The sequence below is a fragment of the Vibrio sp. 2092 genome, assembly GCF_033339635.1.
Lineage (GTDB): Bacteria > Pseudomonadota > Gammaproteobacteria > Enterobacterales > Vibrionaceae > Vibrio > Vibrio alginolyticus.
The window spans coordinates 86,193-102,313 of the sequence record NZ_JAWOUY010000018.1 but is presented as its reverse complement, the minus strand read 5'-3'; the positions used below and the strand labels follow the sequence as shown (position 1 = coordinate 102,313).

Annotated in this window: 19 protein-coding genes; 4 read left to right on the top strand and 15 right to left on the bottom strand. The window is 51.8% G+C overall.

Translation table 11 applies throughout. The features are described 5' to 3' along the window. Window positions 1-19 precede the first annotated feature (19 nt). From R7P80_RS23505 to mobH, 9 genes are all read right to left on the bottom strand, one after another. Entirely contained in the window at window positions 20-385 is a 366-nt protein-coding gene (locus R7P80_RS23505) for a hypothetical protein (protein WP_001052530.1), read from the bottom strand. A gap of 11 nt (window positions 386-396) precedes the next feature. Next, on the bottom strand, window positions 397-540 hold the full coding sequence (locus tag R7P80_RS23500; protein WP_001275801.1) for a hypothetical protein: 144 nt from the start codon (window positions 538-540) through the stop codon (window positions 397-399). Between the two features lie 180 nt (window positions 541-720). Continuing rightward, window positions 721-1,383 carry a hypothetical protein gene (locus R7P80_RS23495; RefSeq protein ID WP_001231464.1) on the bottom strand — a complete coding sequence of 221 codons (663 nt, stop codon included), beginning with the start codon at window positions 1,381-1,383 and terminating at the stop codon, window positions 721-723. Beyond that, window positions 1,383-1,760: a hypothetical protein gene (locus R7P80_RS23490; RefSeq protein ID WP_000869297.1), complete on the bottom strand. Its 378-nt coding sequence runs from the start codon at window positions 1,758-1,760 to the stop codon at window positions 1,383-1,385. The genes R7P80_RS23495 and R7P80_RS23490 overlap by 1 nt, the downstream gene beginning before the upstream one ends. A 241-nt stretch (window positions 1,761-2,001) precedes the next feature. After that, window positions 2,002-2,178, bottom strand: a complete 177-nt coding sequence (locus R7P80_RS23485; protein WP_169342285.1) for a hypothetical protein — start codon at window positions 2,176-2,178, stop codon at window positions 2,002-2,004. Between the two features lie 47 nt (window positions 2,179-2,225). Beyond that, window positions 2,226-2,855 (bottom strand): DUF4400 domain-containing protein, encoded by a 630-nt coding sequence (locus R7P80_RS23480; protein ID WP_000743449.1) that lies wholly within the window; start codon window positions 2,853-2,855, stop codon window positions 2,226-2,228. After that, window positions 2,812-3,357, bottom strand: a complete 546-nt coding sequence (locus R7P80_RS23475) for a hypothetical protein (RefSeq protein WP_000228720.1) — start codon at window positions 3,355-3,357, stop codon at window positions 2,812-2,814. Before R7P80_RS23475 ends, R7P80_RS23480 begins: the two co-directional genes overlap by 44 nt. Window positions 3,358-3,406: 49 nt before the next feature. Beyond that, window positions 3,407-5,272 carry a conjugative transfer system coupling protein TraD gene (gene traD / locus R7P80_RS23470; RefSeq protein ID WP_000178857.1) on the bottom strand — a complete coding sequence of 622 codons (1,866 nt, stop codon included), beginning with the start codon at window positions 5,270-5,272 and terminating at the stop codon, window positions 3,407-3,409. After that, window positions 5,269-8,241 carry a MobH family relaxase gene (gene mobH / locus R7P80_RS23465; protein WP_001326173.1) on the bottom strand — a complete coding sequence of 991 codons (2,973 nt, stop codon included), beginning with the start codon at window positions 8,239-8,241 and terminating at the stop codon, window positions 5,269-5,271. Before mobH ends, traD begins: the two co-directional genes overlap by 4 nt. A 167-nt stretch (window positions 8,242-8,408) precedes the next feature. On the opposite strand from mobH, the gene R7P80_RS23460 reads away from it, so the two are divergent. Genes R7P80_RS23460 through R7P80_RS23445 form a run of 4 tightly spaced genes read left to right on the top strand, consistent with a single transcriptional unit; the run spans window position 8,409 to window position 11,936 of the window. Then, window positions 8,409-9,026: a hypothetical protein gene (locus R7P80_RS23460; protein ID WP_001249395.1), complete on the top strand. Its 618-nt coding sequence runs from the start codon at window positions 8,409-8,411 to the stop codon at window positions 9,024-9,026. Beyond that, window positions 9,008-9,241, top strand: coding sequence for a hypothetical protein (locus R7P80_RS23455; protein WP_001191890.1), 234 nt, complete (start codon window positions 9,008-9,010; stop codon window positions 9,239-9,241). The genes R7P80_RS23460 and R7P80_RS23455 overlap by 19 nt, the downstream gene beginning before the upstream one ends. After that, entirely contained in the window at window positions 9,241-11,433 is a 2,193-nt protein-coding gene (locus tag R7P80_RS23450) for a DNA topoisomerase 3 (RefSeq protein WP_000366823.1), read from the top strand. The genes R7P80_RS23455 and R7P80_RS23450 overlap by 1 nt, the downstream gene beginning before the upstream one ends. Before the next feature lie 14 nt (window positions 11,434-11,447). Further along, window positions 11,448-11,936 carry a hypothetical protein gene (locus tag R7P80_RS23445; RefSeq protein WP_000467110.1) on the top strand — a complete coding sequence of 163 codons (489 nt, stop codon included), beginning with the start codon at window positions 11,448-11,450 and terminating at the stop codon, window positions 11,934-11,936. A gap of 90 nt (window positions 11,937-12,026) precedes the next feature. Here the strand turns inward: R7P80_RS23445 and R7P80_RS23440 are convergent, their stop codons facing one another. The 6 genes from R7P80_RS23440 to R7P80_RS23415 all read right to left on the bottom strand — a co-directional run bounded on the left by R7P80_RS23440 (window position 12,027) and on the right by R7P80_RS23415 (window position 16,118). After that, window positions 12,027-12,305 (bottom strand): hypothetical protein, encoded by a 279-nt coding sequence (locus R7P80_RS23440; protein WP_000746034.1) that lies wholly within the window; start codon window positions 12,303-12,305, stop codon window positions 12,027-12,029. A 232-nt stretch (window positions 12,306-12,537) separates the two neighbouring features. Further along, on the bottom strand, window positions 12,538-13,086 hold the full coding sequence (locus R7P80_RS23435) for a phage head-tail adapter protein (RefSeq protein WP_225452416.1): 549 nt from the start codon (window positions 13,084-13,086) through the stop codon (window positions 12,538-12,540). 124 nt (window positions 13,087-13,210) lie between these two features. Then, window positions 13,211-13,867 (bottom strand): hypothetical protein, encoded by a 657-nt coding sequence (locus tag R7P80_RS23430; protein ID WP_000268552.1) that lies wholly within the window; start codon window positions 13,865-13,867, stop codon window positions 13,211-13,213. Next, complete coding sequence (locus tag R7P80_RS23425) at window positions 13,867-15,294, bottom strand: DNA cytosine methyltransferase (RefSeq protein ID WP_000936897.1); 1,428 nt, start codon at window positions 15,292-15,294, stop codon at window positions 13,867-13,869. The genes R7P80_RS23430 and R7P80_RS23425 overlap by 1 nt, the downstream gene beginning before the upstream one ends. Window positions 15,295-15,297: 3 nt before the next feature. Continuing rightward, the gene (locus R7P80_RS23420; RefSeq protein ID WP_000647188.1) at window positions 15,298-15,798 is read right to left on the bottom strand and encodes a hypothetical protein; all 501 of its coding nucleotides are present in this window, start codon (window positions 15,796-15,798) and stop codon (window positions 15,298-15,300) included. Window positions 15,799-15,806: 8 nt separating this feature from the next. Beyond that, window positions 15,807-16,118 carry a hypothetical protein gene (locus tag R7P80_RS23415; RefSeq protein ID WP_002210541.1) on the bottom strand — a complete coding sequence of 104 codons (312 nt, stop codon included), beginning with the start codon at window positions 16,116-16,118 and terminating at the stop codon, window positions 15,807-15,809. Window positions 16,119-16,121 lie beyond the last annotated feature (3 nt).

Below are 16,121 nucleotides of genomic sequence, written 5' to 3'. Positions count from 1 at the left end.
TTTGCGTTTACTGGATCGGTTATTGATTTTGAGGAACCGCTTCCGAATGTTTTTCCGAAGCCGCAACGCTAACTTCATTGGCTGGTCGGGCCACCTCCAGAGTTTTCACTTCCTTGTTAGCATTGGCTTTAAACTTGAACATCAGACTGTACGCCGCCAGCAGGAAGAAGCTGAGAATGCCCCAGTAGGTCTGAACCGTGCCCAGAGCCTTGGCCGGGTCACTTGCAGCTCTGTTGGCCGTATCAGCAGCCAACTTAACCCACTGACTCCAGTCAAAACCTGCCGCAAAAGCAGACAGCCAAAACGCGACGGCCACTGGAACGATGAAGATGCACATCAGCACCGCGTTCATCAAAAACCAGAAAAATTGTTTATTAAGGTTCACACTTCCTCCCATTAACCTAGAAAATTGAATGCGTGTTCCAGGTTCATCCCTGCAACAACACCTATAACGAACATCACCTGCCAGACAAGGAACTGCCAGGAGATGAATGAACCAGATGAGCTTTCGCTTTCTCTGACGTGAGCTTGTGCGGACATAGACCCTCCAAATAACTTGTCGTCATCACGGAGTAATCGTCTCTTAATTGATCAATCTAGGAACAGTGCTGTTACGGCCCATTTTGGGCACTTTATGGAGGTTTATTCGAGGAGATGATAAGAGCGGGAGGCGAAAAACTTTCACATGTGAAAGTTCAAAGCGGCCGATGGCCGCTTGTTTCACACTGTTCTATTGTAACGGAGTTCTCGATAAGCATCCCATGCTTGCTCTGATGAGACACCTCGACGACCAACATCTGTGGCGCACTCAAGGTCCATCTTGTACTGCTTAACCTTCTGGTCTGCTGTATCGCCCCAGCTCATGGCTGATGGGTACTTGGAAACACTAAACACATTTTCAAGTTCAGCCTGATAGTCGTCGTTTTGTAACAGAGGTTCGGTTTCACCATCATCCCAGCGAATGTAAGCCTTACCCTGGAGAGCCTTCAAATGCAAAGGCACCAGTAAGGTGGAAATCACTTCGTCAGCCCTGATGTCTTTGTAAGCACACCAGTGAGGTTTAACGGTGATCACACCATTTACCAAAACGATGTCACACGCCAGTGTCGCTTCAACATTATCGTTAACATCCTGCCGAGCGTAGATCTCCACGAAACCAACCTGCTCTGGATCAACCTTGTCGATGAAGCTCCAAAAGCTGGGGTACGACGTTCCATCGCTGAGCGTCAACTGACCGTCATGCTCTTTCAGTATACGGTTCAGTTGTGCAGTGAAGAACTCTGCCGACACTTTTCTTGCCAATGGTTCCATATCACTCAGTCGTAGAGTGGCTCCTCCACTCCCCTCATACACCTCTCCAAAAAAGAAATCTCTCTTACGCATTAGACTTTGCCACCTTTAATCGCTTGCTGGGTCAGCTTGATCCAGTTCAACGGGTTTTCACAGTCAACATGGTTGCCAGCGGCACCAACTACCGTTTTGTATGCCTCCGAGCCTGCCGCTGTGTGTACAGCCAGCATAAACGAAAACATAGGGTCATTTTGCATGGTGCCAATCATCATTGCACTGGAAGTGTCTTTGAGCTGGCAGTTTTCAACCCGCAGATTGAGTACATCTTTTGCCACCATCTGACAGTCGGGACACACCTTCTCAAGGTTCTTGAGCTTTGCGTCGTCATTGAGCACATCAGGAGCCGCGATGGCAGTACCGGCTATACACAGCCCCAGTGCCAGCAGTTGGAGTCTATTAGTTACTTTCATGGTTCCTCTCTATATCGTTCCAATTTCGTTTCGGTAAAAGAACAGTGGCCCAGTGACTGTTCTGAGTTCCGGCGTTACTTGCTTTACTCTTGAGCAAATATGCTGCTTGAAAAAGTTGTGGTATCCGTACAACGCTGGGCGTGTAAATACGGAAAAGATAATGAGGGTGATGGCCGCACCAGCGGCCCACCCGATCACGTCCGGAGAGATAAGTCCTGACACGTCTGAGATACGTTCTGGTTCAACCAAGCGGCACACCACCAGCACCCAGAACCACATTACCGGCATCACAAAGATCATCTTTCCGACGCAAGCAATGAGCACCTTCACCAAATTCAAGCTCTGCGCCCAGTAAAGCCACAACGCAGACAAGGATTGGCGACGTATCACCTGGTAGACGTTCAATGGGATGTCGCACAGATGCACCCCATCTTGATTTATAACGGAGTAGCTCATCCTCCCTCCCTATACCCGTTTCTGGAGGTTGCCGAACGTCAGGCCAACCAGGACACAGCACGTCATCATTGTCATCGGGATGACAACCGGATCGAGCGCTATGGGGATGAAGAACGCGATGAACAATCCGGCCATCAGGTACATCGTTCCGCGAACGCTGTAACGATGGAGAACCGGACTCGCATAATCGAAGTTGGTCCGCTTAATTCGCCATGTCATCATCCCGTCATATACCGCAGGTACGAACAGGATCAGCATATAGGGAGCCCACGCGGCTAACAGTGCCAACCTTGTGTAGAACTGGTAAATGACGTTGACAAAGGCTTCCATGCGGCCTTTGACCCACACAAACCAGCCCTTGCCCATGTCCTGCATCCCCTTGGACTTCTGGCGCTCCTCTTCTGATGGGATCAGCGTTTGGTACATCCCCTCATAGAATCCTGAATCAATAACGCTCGACCTGAACCAGGTAGATGCTTTGTTCTGTATCCAGTCTCTTGCTTCGACACCAAGACTCTGTTCCACCAGCTCGGATTCCCTTTTGATGGCTCTGTCTGTCCAGTCGCCAGGGATCAGCAGCAATATTGCCAGCAACTCAATAACCAGCAGCCATGCGACCAGCAACCACGGCTTCTTCATAGTCGGTTCTCCTTAAAACAGTTTTCACGCTCTCACAGGTGATGAGCTCATACAGCAAGCCACGCAAAGAGGTCTCATCCTCATGGGGCTGCGGGTTAATGGATAGTTCTCCTGGATGGGAAGAAAGCCACAGTGAGAACGACTCTCCTGAATCGACAGACCATGAATCACCGCCACTATCGACAATTTGCACTTCCAACGCCCGGCAGGTTTCGGTGATCAGGGTTTCCAGAAATGCCCCAATTCTGGCCGGGTCTTCATATTTCTCTCTCTGCTCATGAAACACGAGCTGGCTGTAGCGATGCAGAGCTTCTTCAATGATCGGGTAAATCACAGGCTCCTGATTAGCCTTAATCCCGTCTGTGATGTAGCAGCTCAGCTTCTCGATGATGGCCTCCGATGCAGGCCAGTCGAATTGGAGGATGCTCAGGATGTGAGCGTTCTTGCGGCCACGACTTTTCAATTCATTCATAACCCTGTCGAAAGGGTTCACATCGACCATGATGGCTACCTCGTAATTTCTATACTTCTTGTCACACATAGCTCTGCTCTTACTGGGTCAATATGGGCAGACGGCCTTTTACGATTGTTCCGCCTGAAATTTTGGCTATGTATTCCAGGTTCGGAAGCATTCCCAATAACTGGGCTGGGAACAGATCAGCTTCCTCCTCCATCAAACGCTCGCCTTGGTTGCCTCCGTGCATAATGGGCTCCTTGCCATCCGAGTTCTGGCCTTGAGTCCGCATGACGTACTTGAGCCGGGTCTTCGGCAAGTTATCTGCGATATACTCCTGTGTTTCACCATCGACGATACGCAGAGCAAACGTGTTGTTGATGTTCCCCAACACTTGGAGCGCTTTGTCTTTGCTACCCAGTCGAGCTGCGAAGTCAGCAAAAGTCTGAGTTGCAACGAAAAGACGAAGTTTCGCACCGCGACCTTTGTTCAGGAGCTGGATGAACGGGTCGTTGATCACCTCAGCAGCCTCATCAACAAAGATATTTACGGGTCTGTTGTTGACGCCGTAGTTGTATCTGTCACCGGCAACCGCTGTCAGGTCTGACAGGAAGATGGACCCCATAGCACTACCAACCATGTTGTCGGTCAGGGAGTCGAGCCCCAGATAAGCAACTTGAGCGTTGTTGATGATTTTTGCGGAATCAGTGATCTGGCGTTCGTCGCTCAGATCAGATGAGTCTGGAGACAGCAGAGGGCCTAGCTCCCCGGACGTCAGCATATTCATGATCGGCAGGAGGTTCGCCACCATCTTGGAGAAGTGGGTTTGGTCGTGCTGGAACATCGACAGCAAGCCTTCCAGATCAGAGTTTGGGTGCTCAGGTTGGATGATGTCGTAGTAGAACTTCATCAACGCGAAAGCGATCTTCTCACGCGAACCGTTTTTGACTTTCTCCAAATAAGCCGCTGCTTCTGCCTCCCAGTCGGGCATAACTCGCTCTGAGTAAGCCTGAACGGCCTTGATGACCAAGCCAGCAGCGCCACCTTCAAGGAATCGGCGGAGCTTTGTCAGGTTGGGACGATCATGAGTGATGACCAAGCCCTGAGCGATGTTGTTCAGTGCCTGCCATCCAAATGATTTGAACGGGTCGGCCCCTGCTTCGGACGGGATCAACGCTGCCAAACGACTTGCAATTTCAGTCACGCGGGTGAAGTTACGCAGAGGGTCGATACGCACCGACTCTTCCGGGAATGCTGGATGAAATGAGACGAATCTTTCCGGCTGCCCCATAGCTTCACAGGCACGTCGTGCATTGTCCCGCATCTCCTTATCCCCTTTCGGGTCTATGATGATCACGGCTTCCCCACGCAGAATGGCCTGTGAAATCAGGATGTCGAACATACGGGTCTTGCCCGAGCCGGTGGTCCCAACGATCAGCGAATGCCCCTCAGTGTGCTTGAGTGGCTGCATCAGCTTCTCTTCTTTGGGTTCTACCCCGTGAATCCAGGGCTGGCCGATTGGCAGCTCCTTTTTCTTACCCTGTATCTTCCGGACAACCTTTTTGACCGTGGACTCTCTCCCTACGATGGAAGTCCAGTCGCGTTTCAGGATCTCAAACACGCGCTGGGCATGGCGGTTTTCCCACAGGAACCCACTACCAAGCCACATATCGTCCGGCGTGTCCTTGATGTACTTTTGGAGCTCCGCAATAGAAATAAACTCCAGATCACGCCCCTTCAAATGCTTTTGGAGCAGGTGAAGTTTGATAGCCTTTGGCAAACGAGCCATCGCCATCACGCCACAGATCCCCGTCATCCAATAGAAGGGCTCCGGAGGCATCGTGCTGACTTGCTCTACGGCCAAAGCCGCGCCGGAGGCGGCAAGCCAGCCTGCTACAGCATTTTTTTCATAGTTGGGCCGCCACGGCATCTCGTAGGCGAGCGGGTCATAACTCATTGTCATGTTTCATTTACCTCTAAATACAGTTTTCCCTGACGTTTCTTGAGCAAAGGCCGTCTCTGTGCCCGGCTCAGCATCCCGCAGAGGATGTGTTTGCTGATGCCGATGTTTTCACCGGCAATCATGTCGAAGGCTTTGTCACTGGTTACTAAGCAGCCATCCTCTTCCAGGACAGGTGTCACGAGCCATCTGCCCGAGCGTTTTTGGATCATGTCCTTGAGCATCTGGAGTGCTTTCTGAGGCGTAACACCAGACGGCAAGAAATCTTCCGCGTTGATGTCTTTCGGGTTTGTTTTCGCCTTAGGCGGCTCAAACTCCCTAACCTCTGGCTCTTCCCTTTCTCGCACCTCGACGTGTCCCAATTCCTTCTCACGCTCAACTTTGGGCTCAGGAGCCACTGGTTGAACCTCCCGCTTAGGAAGGCGAGCCACGTTCTGTTTTTCTTGGACCGGCTGGCGCTGCGGCTCTTCAACCGGAGAAGTAACATCGACCTTCTTCTCCTTCTGCTGTGGCTGGGAGTCCTTACCTTTCGCCTTTTGTTCAGGCGAGGGTTTACCGGCGTTAACCTCAGGCTTCTGCTGCTGCGCCTTTTTTCGGCTTTGTTGTTTCGGTGCAGACTTATTCTTGCTTGCATCCAAGCCAGGGGGAGAGACGAGCTCAAAGGCATCCTGGTATCCCCCCATTGACGCCTCGGCATCCTTAATGGCCGCTACGACTGCATCTGAAAGCTGCTCCGCCAGTACAATTGCCTTCACTCCGCTGAAATCACGAACTTTGCGACCTGGCATAATCGGGTCTGGAACAATCGCGTTGGCGTGGGACAGCTTCGAGAGAACCTCTGACGGCGCACCCAGCGACCGAGCGCCATCCGGGTACAAAATGACGGCTTGACCCTTCATCAGGCATAGGACTTCGCCCAGCGTCGTTTTACCTTCCAAAACAGGCATGATCGCTTGTTCAAGCAACGCCGATGCTTCTCCGTACCCGGCTAACATCTCAACGAGTAAGGTCTTTGCGTCTTTCTCATGCAGATTAGGTTTGTCCGTAGGTGGCATTGCTGGCGCTGGTGTTGTTTGTTCTGGTGCGTCAGTCAGCATAGGGAGCGGCTCAATCGCCCATGATGGCGGTTCATCAGAACTACCGAACATTGGAAAGTCATCGCCCTGCAGGGAGTTTTGTTCTTGTGGAACGAAGTCCTGTTTTGGCTGCTTCTCTTGCTTTCCGGGCATTGCCACATCTGGGATTTCTGAGTTTGTTGCGTCAGTGCTGGCTGTCTCTGCCGATGCGCTGAATGCGTCAAACGGAAAGTCGATGTCCCCCAGTCCACCCCCAACATCCTTGAGTGCTTGTAACGGATTGTCGTTTGCCAAAGGTGGTGCGTTTTTGGCAATGTCCTGAGGGGACAAATCCTCTTTTGCCTCTGGTTTGTGGGGTTGTTTCTCTGTATCACTCTTCGGTTTTGCTTTGCCCGGTTTGCTCTGCGGCTTACCCTTCTTGCCAGCGTCAGGCTTAGATGATTCCGTTGATCCAGCATCTTTTTGCTCTGGTTTCTCCTCGACAGCATCTGAGGTGCTTTTCAGCATCTCCATCGCATCACCAAAGCCAAGACCAGCTAGAGCTTTCTCTGCTTCCTGCTCTGCGGCCAACATGTCATCGTTCAGAGCTGACACATCTTCCTCTTGGTCGTCATCGACTTCCTCAGGATCAACGAACTCAATCTCAGCGTCCTCAACATCACCAACAACTTCCGCAGCAACAGCCGCAGGAGGCTCAGTCGTAAACACCAGGTCGTTTGATTCGAGTCGGAGCATCAAGATCTTCACCGATCCCGCCGCCTCCTGGAGCATCTCAGGCAAAACTTCCCAGTAGCGGTAGTACGCACGTTCACCCTTCTCCTGCACCGTGTTTGGTACAGCAAAACCACGTTCGATGAGAATGTCGGCCAGTGTGTCAGGGTCTCGTGGAATACCGGGGATCTTGTCGTGGCTGATCAAGTCATAAAGGTCCCCAAGCTGTTTCCAGGCAATGAATACACCTTGGTTGAGGTGCCAGACTTTCGCGCCTGGCTCATTGACCTTCCATTTTCCGGTTTTAACCAGGCGGCGGATGGCATCGAACACGTACCGCTCGACAGGCACACCATAGGAGAACTCGTCCACATCGAGACGACTCTGGCGAAGGTCCCGTGAGACGCTCTCTTGGTCAGCGCGAAGCATCAGCTTGGTCACAGGCTGATTGACGCTGGTTCCTGAGATAGCTTCCAGCATCGCTTCCATGATGGACGGGCCAGACTTGGACAGAAACTCCCGAGTCTCAGCCGGAATAATTCGATCCACCGCCAGCAGCGAGAATTGCTCATGTCTTTTGTGTCGCTTGTCGCGCCACCGGATAAAGTAACGGTCGATTTCGTGACGGTGTGCCCAGTCATGAAGTGACTCCGAATACGGGTTCCATGTGATTGACCCGTCTTTGTCCGTAATGGACACATCCGAGAGCGGTTTACCCACATCATGCAGCAGCCCGGAGAAACAGCTCGCCAGTCTCCAACGCGGCTCATTGTCACGGCGTTCACGAGGCGTCCCCTCGATGGAAAAGATAACTGACTCAGATGCCTGAGCTGCCCAGAAGGCCACTTCAAGCCCATGTCGGAACAGACCACCAGCGCCACGGTGGTGGTGTGATTCGGAAGCTGGCAACAGGTGAACAAACGCGGCATACCGCTGGATCACCGGCAAAACAAGCCGGTTGAAGTCGTCCACAGTGAAACCGAGAGAGTTCCGCACTTTCTCAATCAGTTCAGCTTGGGTTGCCAGTATCTTGTCTAGTGGGGCCACTGGCAGGCCCTTGGCAAAAGGTGGGTATCGAGGGATTTCTTCATCTTCCACGTCTTTAAGCGGCAACACTCTGACGCTCGGCGCGGTCTCGATCACTCCACTTCGCCCACCAAATAACTTGTTAAGGGCTTTCAGCATGTAGGTTGACCATATTCCTATCGTATTTCTCGTCGCTACATGCTCTCAAAACACCTTTAGATCGCACACACGCCTATCTGTCCAATTTGGGCAGTTTGAGAAACCAGCTTTCCATCCCCCCCCTTTTAGAATGGGCTCATCGACAATTTTTTATGAGGAACGACACGATGAGACAACTGATAGCAATTCTGGGAGTGGCAATTCTGGCCGGGTGTGCCTCTAACGCCCCCGAGCAAAAGCCTCAGCCCCAGACTGCCCCTGCCGAAAATGACAAACCTGCCCGAGTTAGCCGGGAACTGTCGATGGCATGGGACAACATGGGGCGCGGTGGTGCTGCATTACGTCAACCTGGTTATATCCATGTGCTGGGCGACGGTAATGTCAGCGCAACGATGAACAAGGTCAAAGATGACTCCGCTGGTTCAGATAAAACTCCAGCAGGGATCAAACAGCACGGGGATGTCAACGAAGCCATCAATACCTTCAAGTCCATGAATAAAGGCAAAGGCTACTCGCTGTACGAGTTGTCACGCTGGGAACGCTATTGCGATGGTGGCAAAGGTATGGACGAGCACGATTGGCGCTTTGTGGAAGCCGAGGGAACCACAAACATCCCCAAGGACGTTGTAACCGGCTGCATACCACCTACCCACACCTATAAAGATTATCTGAATGCCTGGACGCACTTTTGCACCAGTCAGGCTGTAACTGACGCAGATCGCCGCATTGTGCGCGAGTCCGTGCGTCCCTATTCAGTGGTGAACCCATGCAAAGCTCTGAAATAAGAAACCAGACAGAGCTAGGCCGTAAGGCTGAGCTCTTCGACGCTTTATTAATCATGCTCCAGGAGGCCGGTTCGAGGGGTAATTCCAGCGAAGCGGCCTATGTCATTTCTGGAGTCCTCGAAAACCTCTCCAGAGACTACCCCGAAGTCAAAGGTCTGGCTCAAAGCTGGACTGAGCTGGCGAATCTGGAATCAAAGATGAGAGGAGCTGCTTAATGGACCTTTATATCTGCGAGAAGCCTTCTCAGGCAAAAGATTTGGCTGGCGTAATGAAGGCCTCCCAACGAGGTGATGGATTTCTCCATGATGGAGGAAACCGCGTTATTACGTGGGCGTTCGGCCACCTGCTGGAATTGTATATGCCAGACGATTATGACGAACGCTACAAGTCATGGTCACTGGAGACCCTCCCTATTGCACCAGAGTCATGGCGGTACAACGTTCGCAAGAGTGCGTTCAAACAGTACAAAATTGTTGAGGGACTGGTCAAAAAGGCGAGCACCATCTACATCTCAACGGACTACGACCGAGAAGGTGAGGCTATCGCCCGTTCGCTTCTGGATCGATTCCGCTACTCTGGCCCTATTCGCCGAGTTTGTTTGACGGCTCTCGATGAGTCAAGCATCAAGAAAGCGCTGAACAACGTAAAGGATGGCAAGGATACGGTCTCACTCTACTACGCCGCATTGGCACGGCAACGCGCTGACTGGTTGGTAGGCATGAACGTGAGCCGCCTCTACACAGTGCTGGCCCGAGATGTCGGCTTCAACCACACTCTTCACGTTGGCAGGGTTATCACCCCAACCGTCGCTCTTGTTTGTCAACGGGACCGAGAGATCGCCGGTTTCACCCCCTCACCATACTGGACTCTGGGTGTGAACGTGTCCGTACAGAATGGACAGTTTGCCGCCCAATGGATACCACCAGAAGAGTGCAGTGACGAGCAAGGCCGGTGCGTCAATAAGGCCTATGCCGAGCAGGTAGCCTCCCAGGTCAATGGTGCCAATGCTGTTATCAGCAAAGCAGAAACCAAACCAGGTAAAGAGTCAGCCCCCCTCCCCTTCGATCTAACGTCGCTGCAACAATACGCGAGCAAACGATGGGGATACACAGCTCAGCAGGTACTGGATGCAGCTCAAGCTCTGTACGAGACGCACAAAGCGACCACCTACCCTCGTACTGACAGTCGTTATCTACCCGAGAGCCAAAAGGAAGACATTCCGGACATTCTCCAGGCGCTCATTTTGTCCGATCAGAACGTCTCTGGGCTGGTGGCTGGCGCAGATCCTCATCGCAAGGCCAGGGTATTCAATGACGCCAAAGTGACCGCGCACCACGCGATCATTCCAACACCGGCCAGAACAGACATCAGTGCCATGTCTGAGATCGAGTTCAATCTTTACGACGCCATCCGTCGTTTCTACATCGCGCAGTTCTACAGCGAGTTCGAGTTCACCAAAACCTCCATCGAGGTGCAGTGTGGGCGTCACCTCTTTGCGTCCGCTGGTAAGACACCTACCAAACAAGGCTGGAAGGTTTTGTTTGCTTCTGATAGTGAAAGCAGTCCCAAGGACGAGGGGGAAGACACCGACGCGCCGGTTGAACAAGAGAAGCTCCCCAGGGTTAGCCAGGGCGAACCTGCCTTGCTGAATGGGGCCGAGCTGGCAAACAAAATGACGCGGCCAGCACCGCACTTCACCGAAGCCACATTGCTTGCCGCGATGGAGAACATTGCCCGGTTCGTGACTGAGGAGAAGTTCAAACAAATCCTCAAAGACACAGCCGGTTTAGGCACTCCAGCAACACGCGCAAGCATCATCCAGGGCGCTGTTGATAAAGGCTACTTCAAGCGTCAGAAAAAGGTACTGCTTGCAACTGATAAGGCTCATGCGCTTATAGCAGTGCTTCCACCAGCCATCAAATCACCCGGCATGACTGCGGCTTGGGAGCAGGAGCTTGAGAAAGTTGCCTCCGGCTCCGGGAACATGTCTGTCTTCATGAAGCAGATTTCCACCTGGATCTGCCAAATGGTTGAGCAGCTCAAAGTGGCCGCACCGGTTCTGACCAAAGAAGGTGGCGCGATGGCTAAAGCCTTCGAGGGCGCGAAGCCTCCTTCACACGAATGCTTCAACTGCGGTGGAGAGATGCACCGGATCAAAGGGAAGAACGGTTTTTTCTGGGGCTGCCAGAACGAGGCTTGCAAGAAGACGTTCCCAGACAACCGAGGGAAACCCGAGAAACGTATCGCGGCGGAGGATTGTCCAGACTGCCCAGATTGCGGTAGCCCGATGCGTCTCAGGAAAGGAAAAGCCCCTGGCAAGAAACGAGCCTCTAAGTTCTGGGGCTGCACAGCGTATCCCGATTGCAAAGGCACTATGCCCTTCAAAAAGTCGGACTTTATGGATTGATAGAGGAATTAAGTATGTTTGGAAAAATCATTTTAACTGCGATGCTCACAACCAGCTCTGCCACTGCCGAAGATGCCGGGAAGAACATCGCCTCAGGCTTGGCAACTGCATCTACCCGCCAAATAGGTCAGGCCATCATGCCAACTCTAGCTATCGGCTCGGCCATTGCAAAAAGCGCAGGAAAAGGCATGGTGTTAGGTTTCGCTGAGACATCTGCCAGCTATATTTCCCACGATGACCTGAGCGCCACTCGAAGCTATCAAAACCCTGAGGCTGTTGATATGGCAAAAGGCCTGGGGACCTTGAAAGACGTCCCTGATTTCCTCTACGTCATTACAGACGTAAATGCCAACATGGCTGACAAATGCAAGCGCGTCTGGGAGCCTCAATCACTGGCTTTAAGCCAATTGATTGTTGAGCTGGTGGCACTGCGTAAGACGAACAACAAAGGTAGCTACGAACAAGCGCTATCCCACCTCGATTGTTCAATATTCACAAACTAAAACAATTAAGGGGCCGTCGGCCCCTTATCTTTAATTACCCAAGTTCTTTTGATACCTGAGCTACAATAGTTTTAAATCAGAATACCAAAATCAATTCACATGGATGGCGAATACTTCAACCGGATAATCTCCAAAGTGCGGGTGCGTTATGACGTTCCTTGAGAAGCCACGCCAAGGACGAATCTCTATCCTGGACATATCTCCAGCCTTTGGGTAGCCACACTTAACATGGACTTCATCATACTCGCGCCCCTCTAGTCTTTTTATCCAGTAGTCTGTGACGAGGCGATATTCATCTGGTTTTTCTCCAGATTTGATCTGATCGAAGTAAATCTTTTTTACGGGCAGATGAAGTATTCTCTTTTTCATAATCACCACCTGATAGCTCATCAGACTATCTAACTATTAGACAAAACATCCCTTTTTCAATTTCTGTCTCTCTCGCCTCATGGGCCAATACAATATCCGCGATAACACGAATATTCCCTTCATAGTTGCGAATGGCCGCATCCCGCATCGTGTCTAAAGTGTCCTGACACTTCGCTCGCCTGAATTTAACGAGCCAACTTTGCCGATCTATCTTGTCCACACCAAATCCCATTCAGCGAACCATGTATCCAGCTTCTTTTGCCGCAGCATCAAGCTCGGAGGAAAAGTTAACGTCGGACTTTTCTGCCGCGTTATAGAGGGCTCCACACTTGGGCCATGAGCGCCCTACCAGTTTCATCGCCAACGCATCCGCCAGCATTTCTCGGATCTGTGTTTCAGCCTCACCAAAATCGGCTAGAGTTTCGTCTATGCCCGACTCTTCCATCAGCTCGATGAGCTGAGGTTGTTTGAGCCAGACGCCTGTTTGCATTTCCAACTGGTCTCTTGCATCTGCCACCAATTGGCGTTCAAGGGTGACGCCATTTACGGTCTTAACAAATTGCTTTGGCTGACGCTTTACCTTTTTTGGTCTGGACACATCAGAGATAACCGTCACCGGCTTCCCACGCAGTTCACGCGGCAACGGTCCACTTAGCCCCAGAACTAAGCGACGAGCGTACTCATGCTCGTATGGTTTCAACCCTCGACCTTCACGGTACATCTCAGTATCCACCAGCAGATCACCGCGCAGCCTCGCGTTTTTCCGCACTTGTTCGGACAAGACCGATTTGCCCTTCCCGCTGGCTCCCATTACGAGCGAGTGAGATTCTACTTTGTTATCAAAAAACATAATTCCGCCCCCAAAGAGGTGTTGCTATAAAACATGGTTTGAACATCTGGCGCTGTTATTGCGCCCACCGATACTCTGGGCAACGCACTCTGTTGTGGCCGCTTTTCCCTTTGCTATTGGTGATGTCATCTTCATTCTTCGCAGCCCCCAGCTTACTCAGTATTTCAGCTTTTGTGGCGCGATGACCGCGTATTAAAAGAGCATTCAGCAGGTATCCAGTGAACACCTCTGTACTCGGCATACGGTCAAGCAACTCAACATACTGCTCATCCGTCAAATCATGGATCTCACAATATTTTTCCACCGCCTTTTCGTAGGCTTCTGCGTAGCCATGAGTGGAAATCCTGAAAACAATATCCCCATTGCCGTAGCCTGGCTTTGTGACGAGAAAACAAGGTGCGAAGTAGGTTCTCTTCACCCCCATCCGGCTCCGGTTCTCGATACTGATATAAGCCCTCAGCCCCTCAGCAATGATATTTGGCCCGGAGTTGCGTCGCCGCTTACAAGTCTTATTCTGACGCTTCACCTCTTCTGCCTCAGCTTCCCACTTTCGGTCCAAGCTGTAGGCCAGCCGGTGAGCTGTTGCGTAGGAATACTCTCTCAAGGAGAAGTATTCCTGCCGGTAATCATCCGCCACCCCAACTGTTCGTGCGACACGGAACCCGACGAAACCGGCGTCATGGGTTCCCTCGCCGTAGTAAATGACTGCCATTATTTACCTTCCTTACTTCTGATACCGTGCTGCACCACGGTATGGCGACCGCAATTCACATTCAGGTGATCCCGAACTGCGGCCATGACCGCTGAATGCAATCTGTAATCCACACTCTGCCCAAGTGTTTCTGTCGCTTGTTCTTTTGCCATCCACGAAATATCAAAGCTATCAGGTATCGACATCAACTCCTGAACCAGATCGACCGATGGCTTGTAAATGCGGCCACCGTCTTGGATGTACACTGCATCCTTTACCCCACGATCCTGAGACTTGAGGATGGTCGGGCAACTGGTGCTTTCTCTCGTCAAGAACGCAGGCATCCTGCGAGAAGTTGACTCTCTGGCCTGAATTGACTTCAACGCTGTGACGTCTGCACAATCCCCGAGGTGCTTCTCGATCACCGGCCACAATCGTCCACCAGCTCTCTGCTCAGGTTTCGGTGGAACGAACCCAGGGAAGACCGACGCCACCATGTAATAGCGTTCTCGCCCCTGGTACGCGCCGAAATCCAGACCGTTCAAGACCATCTCAGTGAGGAAGTACCCCATCCGCCGCAGTGTCGTTCCCATCATCGCCCCGGCTCCGGATGCTTTGAAGTTCGGGACGTTTTCCACCAGCACGACGGCAGGGTTCACGACCTCGATCTGTTTTAGTGCCGGGTAAACCATGTCGAGCATGGTGGAGAGATCTTCAAGAGAACGCTCTTTGTCCCTTGGACTTTTGGCGTTTGAGTGGTCATCACACCCCAACGAGTAATGGGCCAAACCAATTGGTGGGCACTCCGCCAGCAAGGCTCCAAGGCGATCCAGCTCCAGGTGATGAATGTCTTCATTCAGCAGGATACGCGGGGAGCTGTTCACCAGCGTATTGAGCGCATGTACTTCACTCAGGTTCCGCCCGGATGCTCTGTCTCTGGCTTCAACTGGACGATGTTCCAAAACAATCTCAGCCTTCCAGCCAAGCGATTCCATAACATGAATGTCTACCCCGCCAGTCAATGCCACAAAGGCACGGAAAGGGCTGGTTTTTCTGAACCGATCAGCAATGGCAAAGGCTCTGTTTGCGACGGGAGTGAAGACTACTCGACCTTTTCGCATTTCGACGTGGAAACGCTCTGTATAGCGAGGGAAGCACTTATCTATGAGCCCTTGTCCAGAAAACTCAATAACGGTTTCCAGCGGGTTGTTGGAGCGACTCTTTGGTTGATACCGGCGCTGATAAACCTGGTGTGTCTGTAGTTCATCGGTCGCTGGGATCACCGAAAAACCGCCCATCCCCTCCCCTGGCTCAACGGCGATGCCCATACCTGGCTTGAACCCCATAACATCCAAAAAGTTGGACGAAACCCTAACCTTGCGTTTATCGCCTACTCGATTGAACGCAAGTTGTTTGGTTACTACGGAGGGGGAGACGATCGGTAACATTGGTCAACCTCTTTTCTTCTTGTTTTGCTCGCGCTTCACCATTGCTCCAGCAGCTTTCAGAAGTCTCTGGTTCTCCGCCAGCTCCTCTTGGAGTTCCTGAGTATCCTCTTCTGTCTGAGCCTTTTTCAGCTCGGCCTCGCAATATTGGACCTCTTCCTGCAAGCTGACTTTCGCAAACTTGAGAGCGGCCAGTCGCGTCGTATAAACGCCAAAAGGCAATTCGCCACCTTCCCGGAACTGCTTCAAGCACCAGCTCGGTATAGATGGCAACCAACCAAAGTCCCCATTCTTCCGTGACCTTTTCCCCCACGTAATCCCATCTAACTTTTGGGCAAGATTGACATAGCGTTGATCGCTGGTTGAGTTGCGTCGTTTCTGAATAGAGCGAACTATCCACTCTGTAACCTCGACCTTTGCTTTATCATCATCAGAGATGTAATAAAGGGCTGCGTACAACACAGCGCCTTTACGAATGACTGATGGTGGGTATGCCTGGGCTTTCATCTATCCCCCTATCGCTTTTTCTGTCCGACAAGACGGAGATGATCGGCGGCCAAGTCATACTGCTCGTTTTTGTCGCGGCGGCGGAATCTGTCAAAAAACTTCCCTCGTGGCAGGGTTTCTTCCATAGCGATCAGGCGGTTCAGCCACACTTCTTGAGGTAGCATCCCTGCTGGAGTCGGCCCGAGCTTACGTCCTTCCTTGACGTGCTCCATTGTTTGCGTGGCAGTAAAAATCGCACCACCAAACTTTCTCCACTTGAATTGCAGGGGCATATCTGGAGACTCATCCAGCATCAATTTCTTATTGGTTTGTTCTGTCACGAC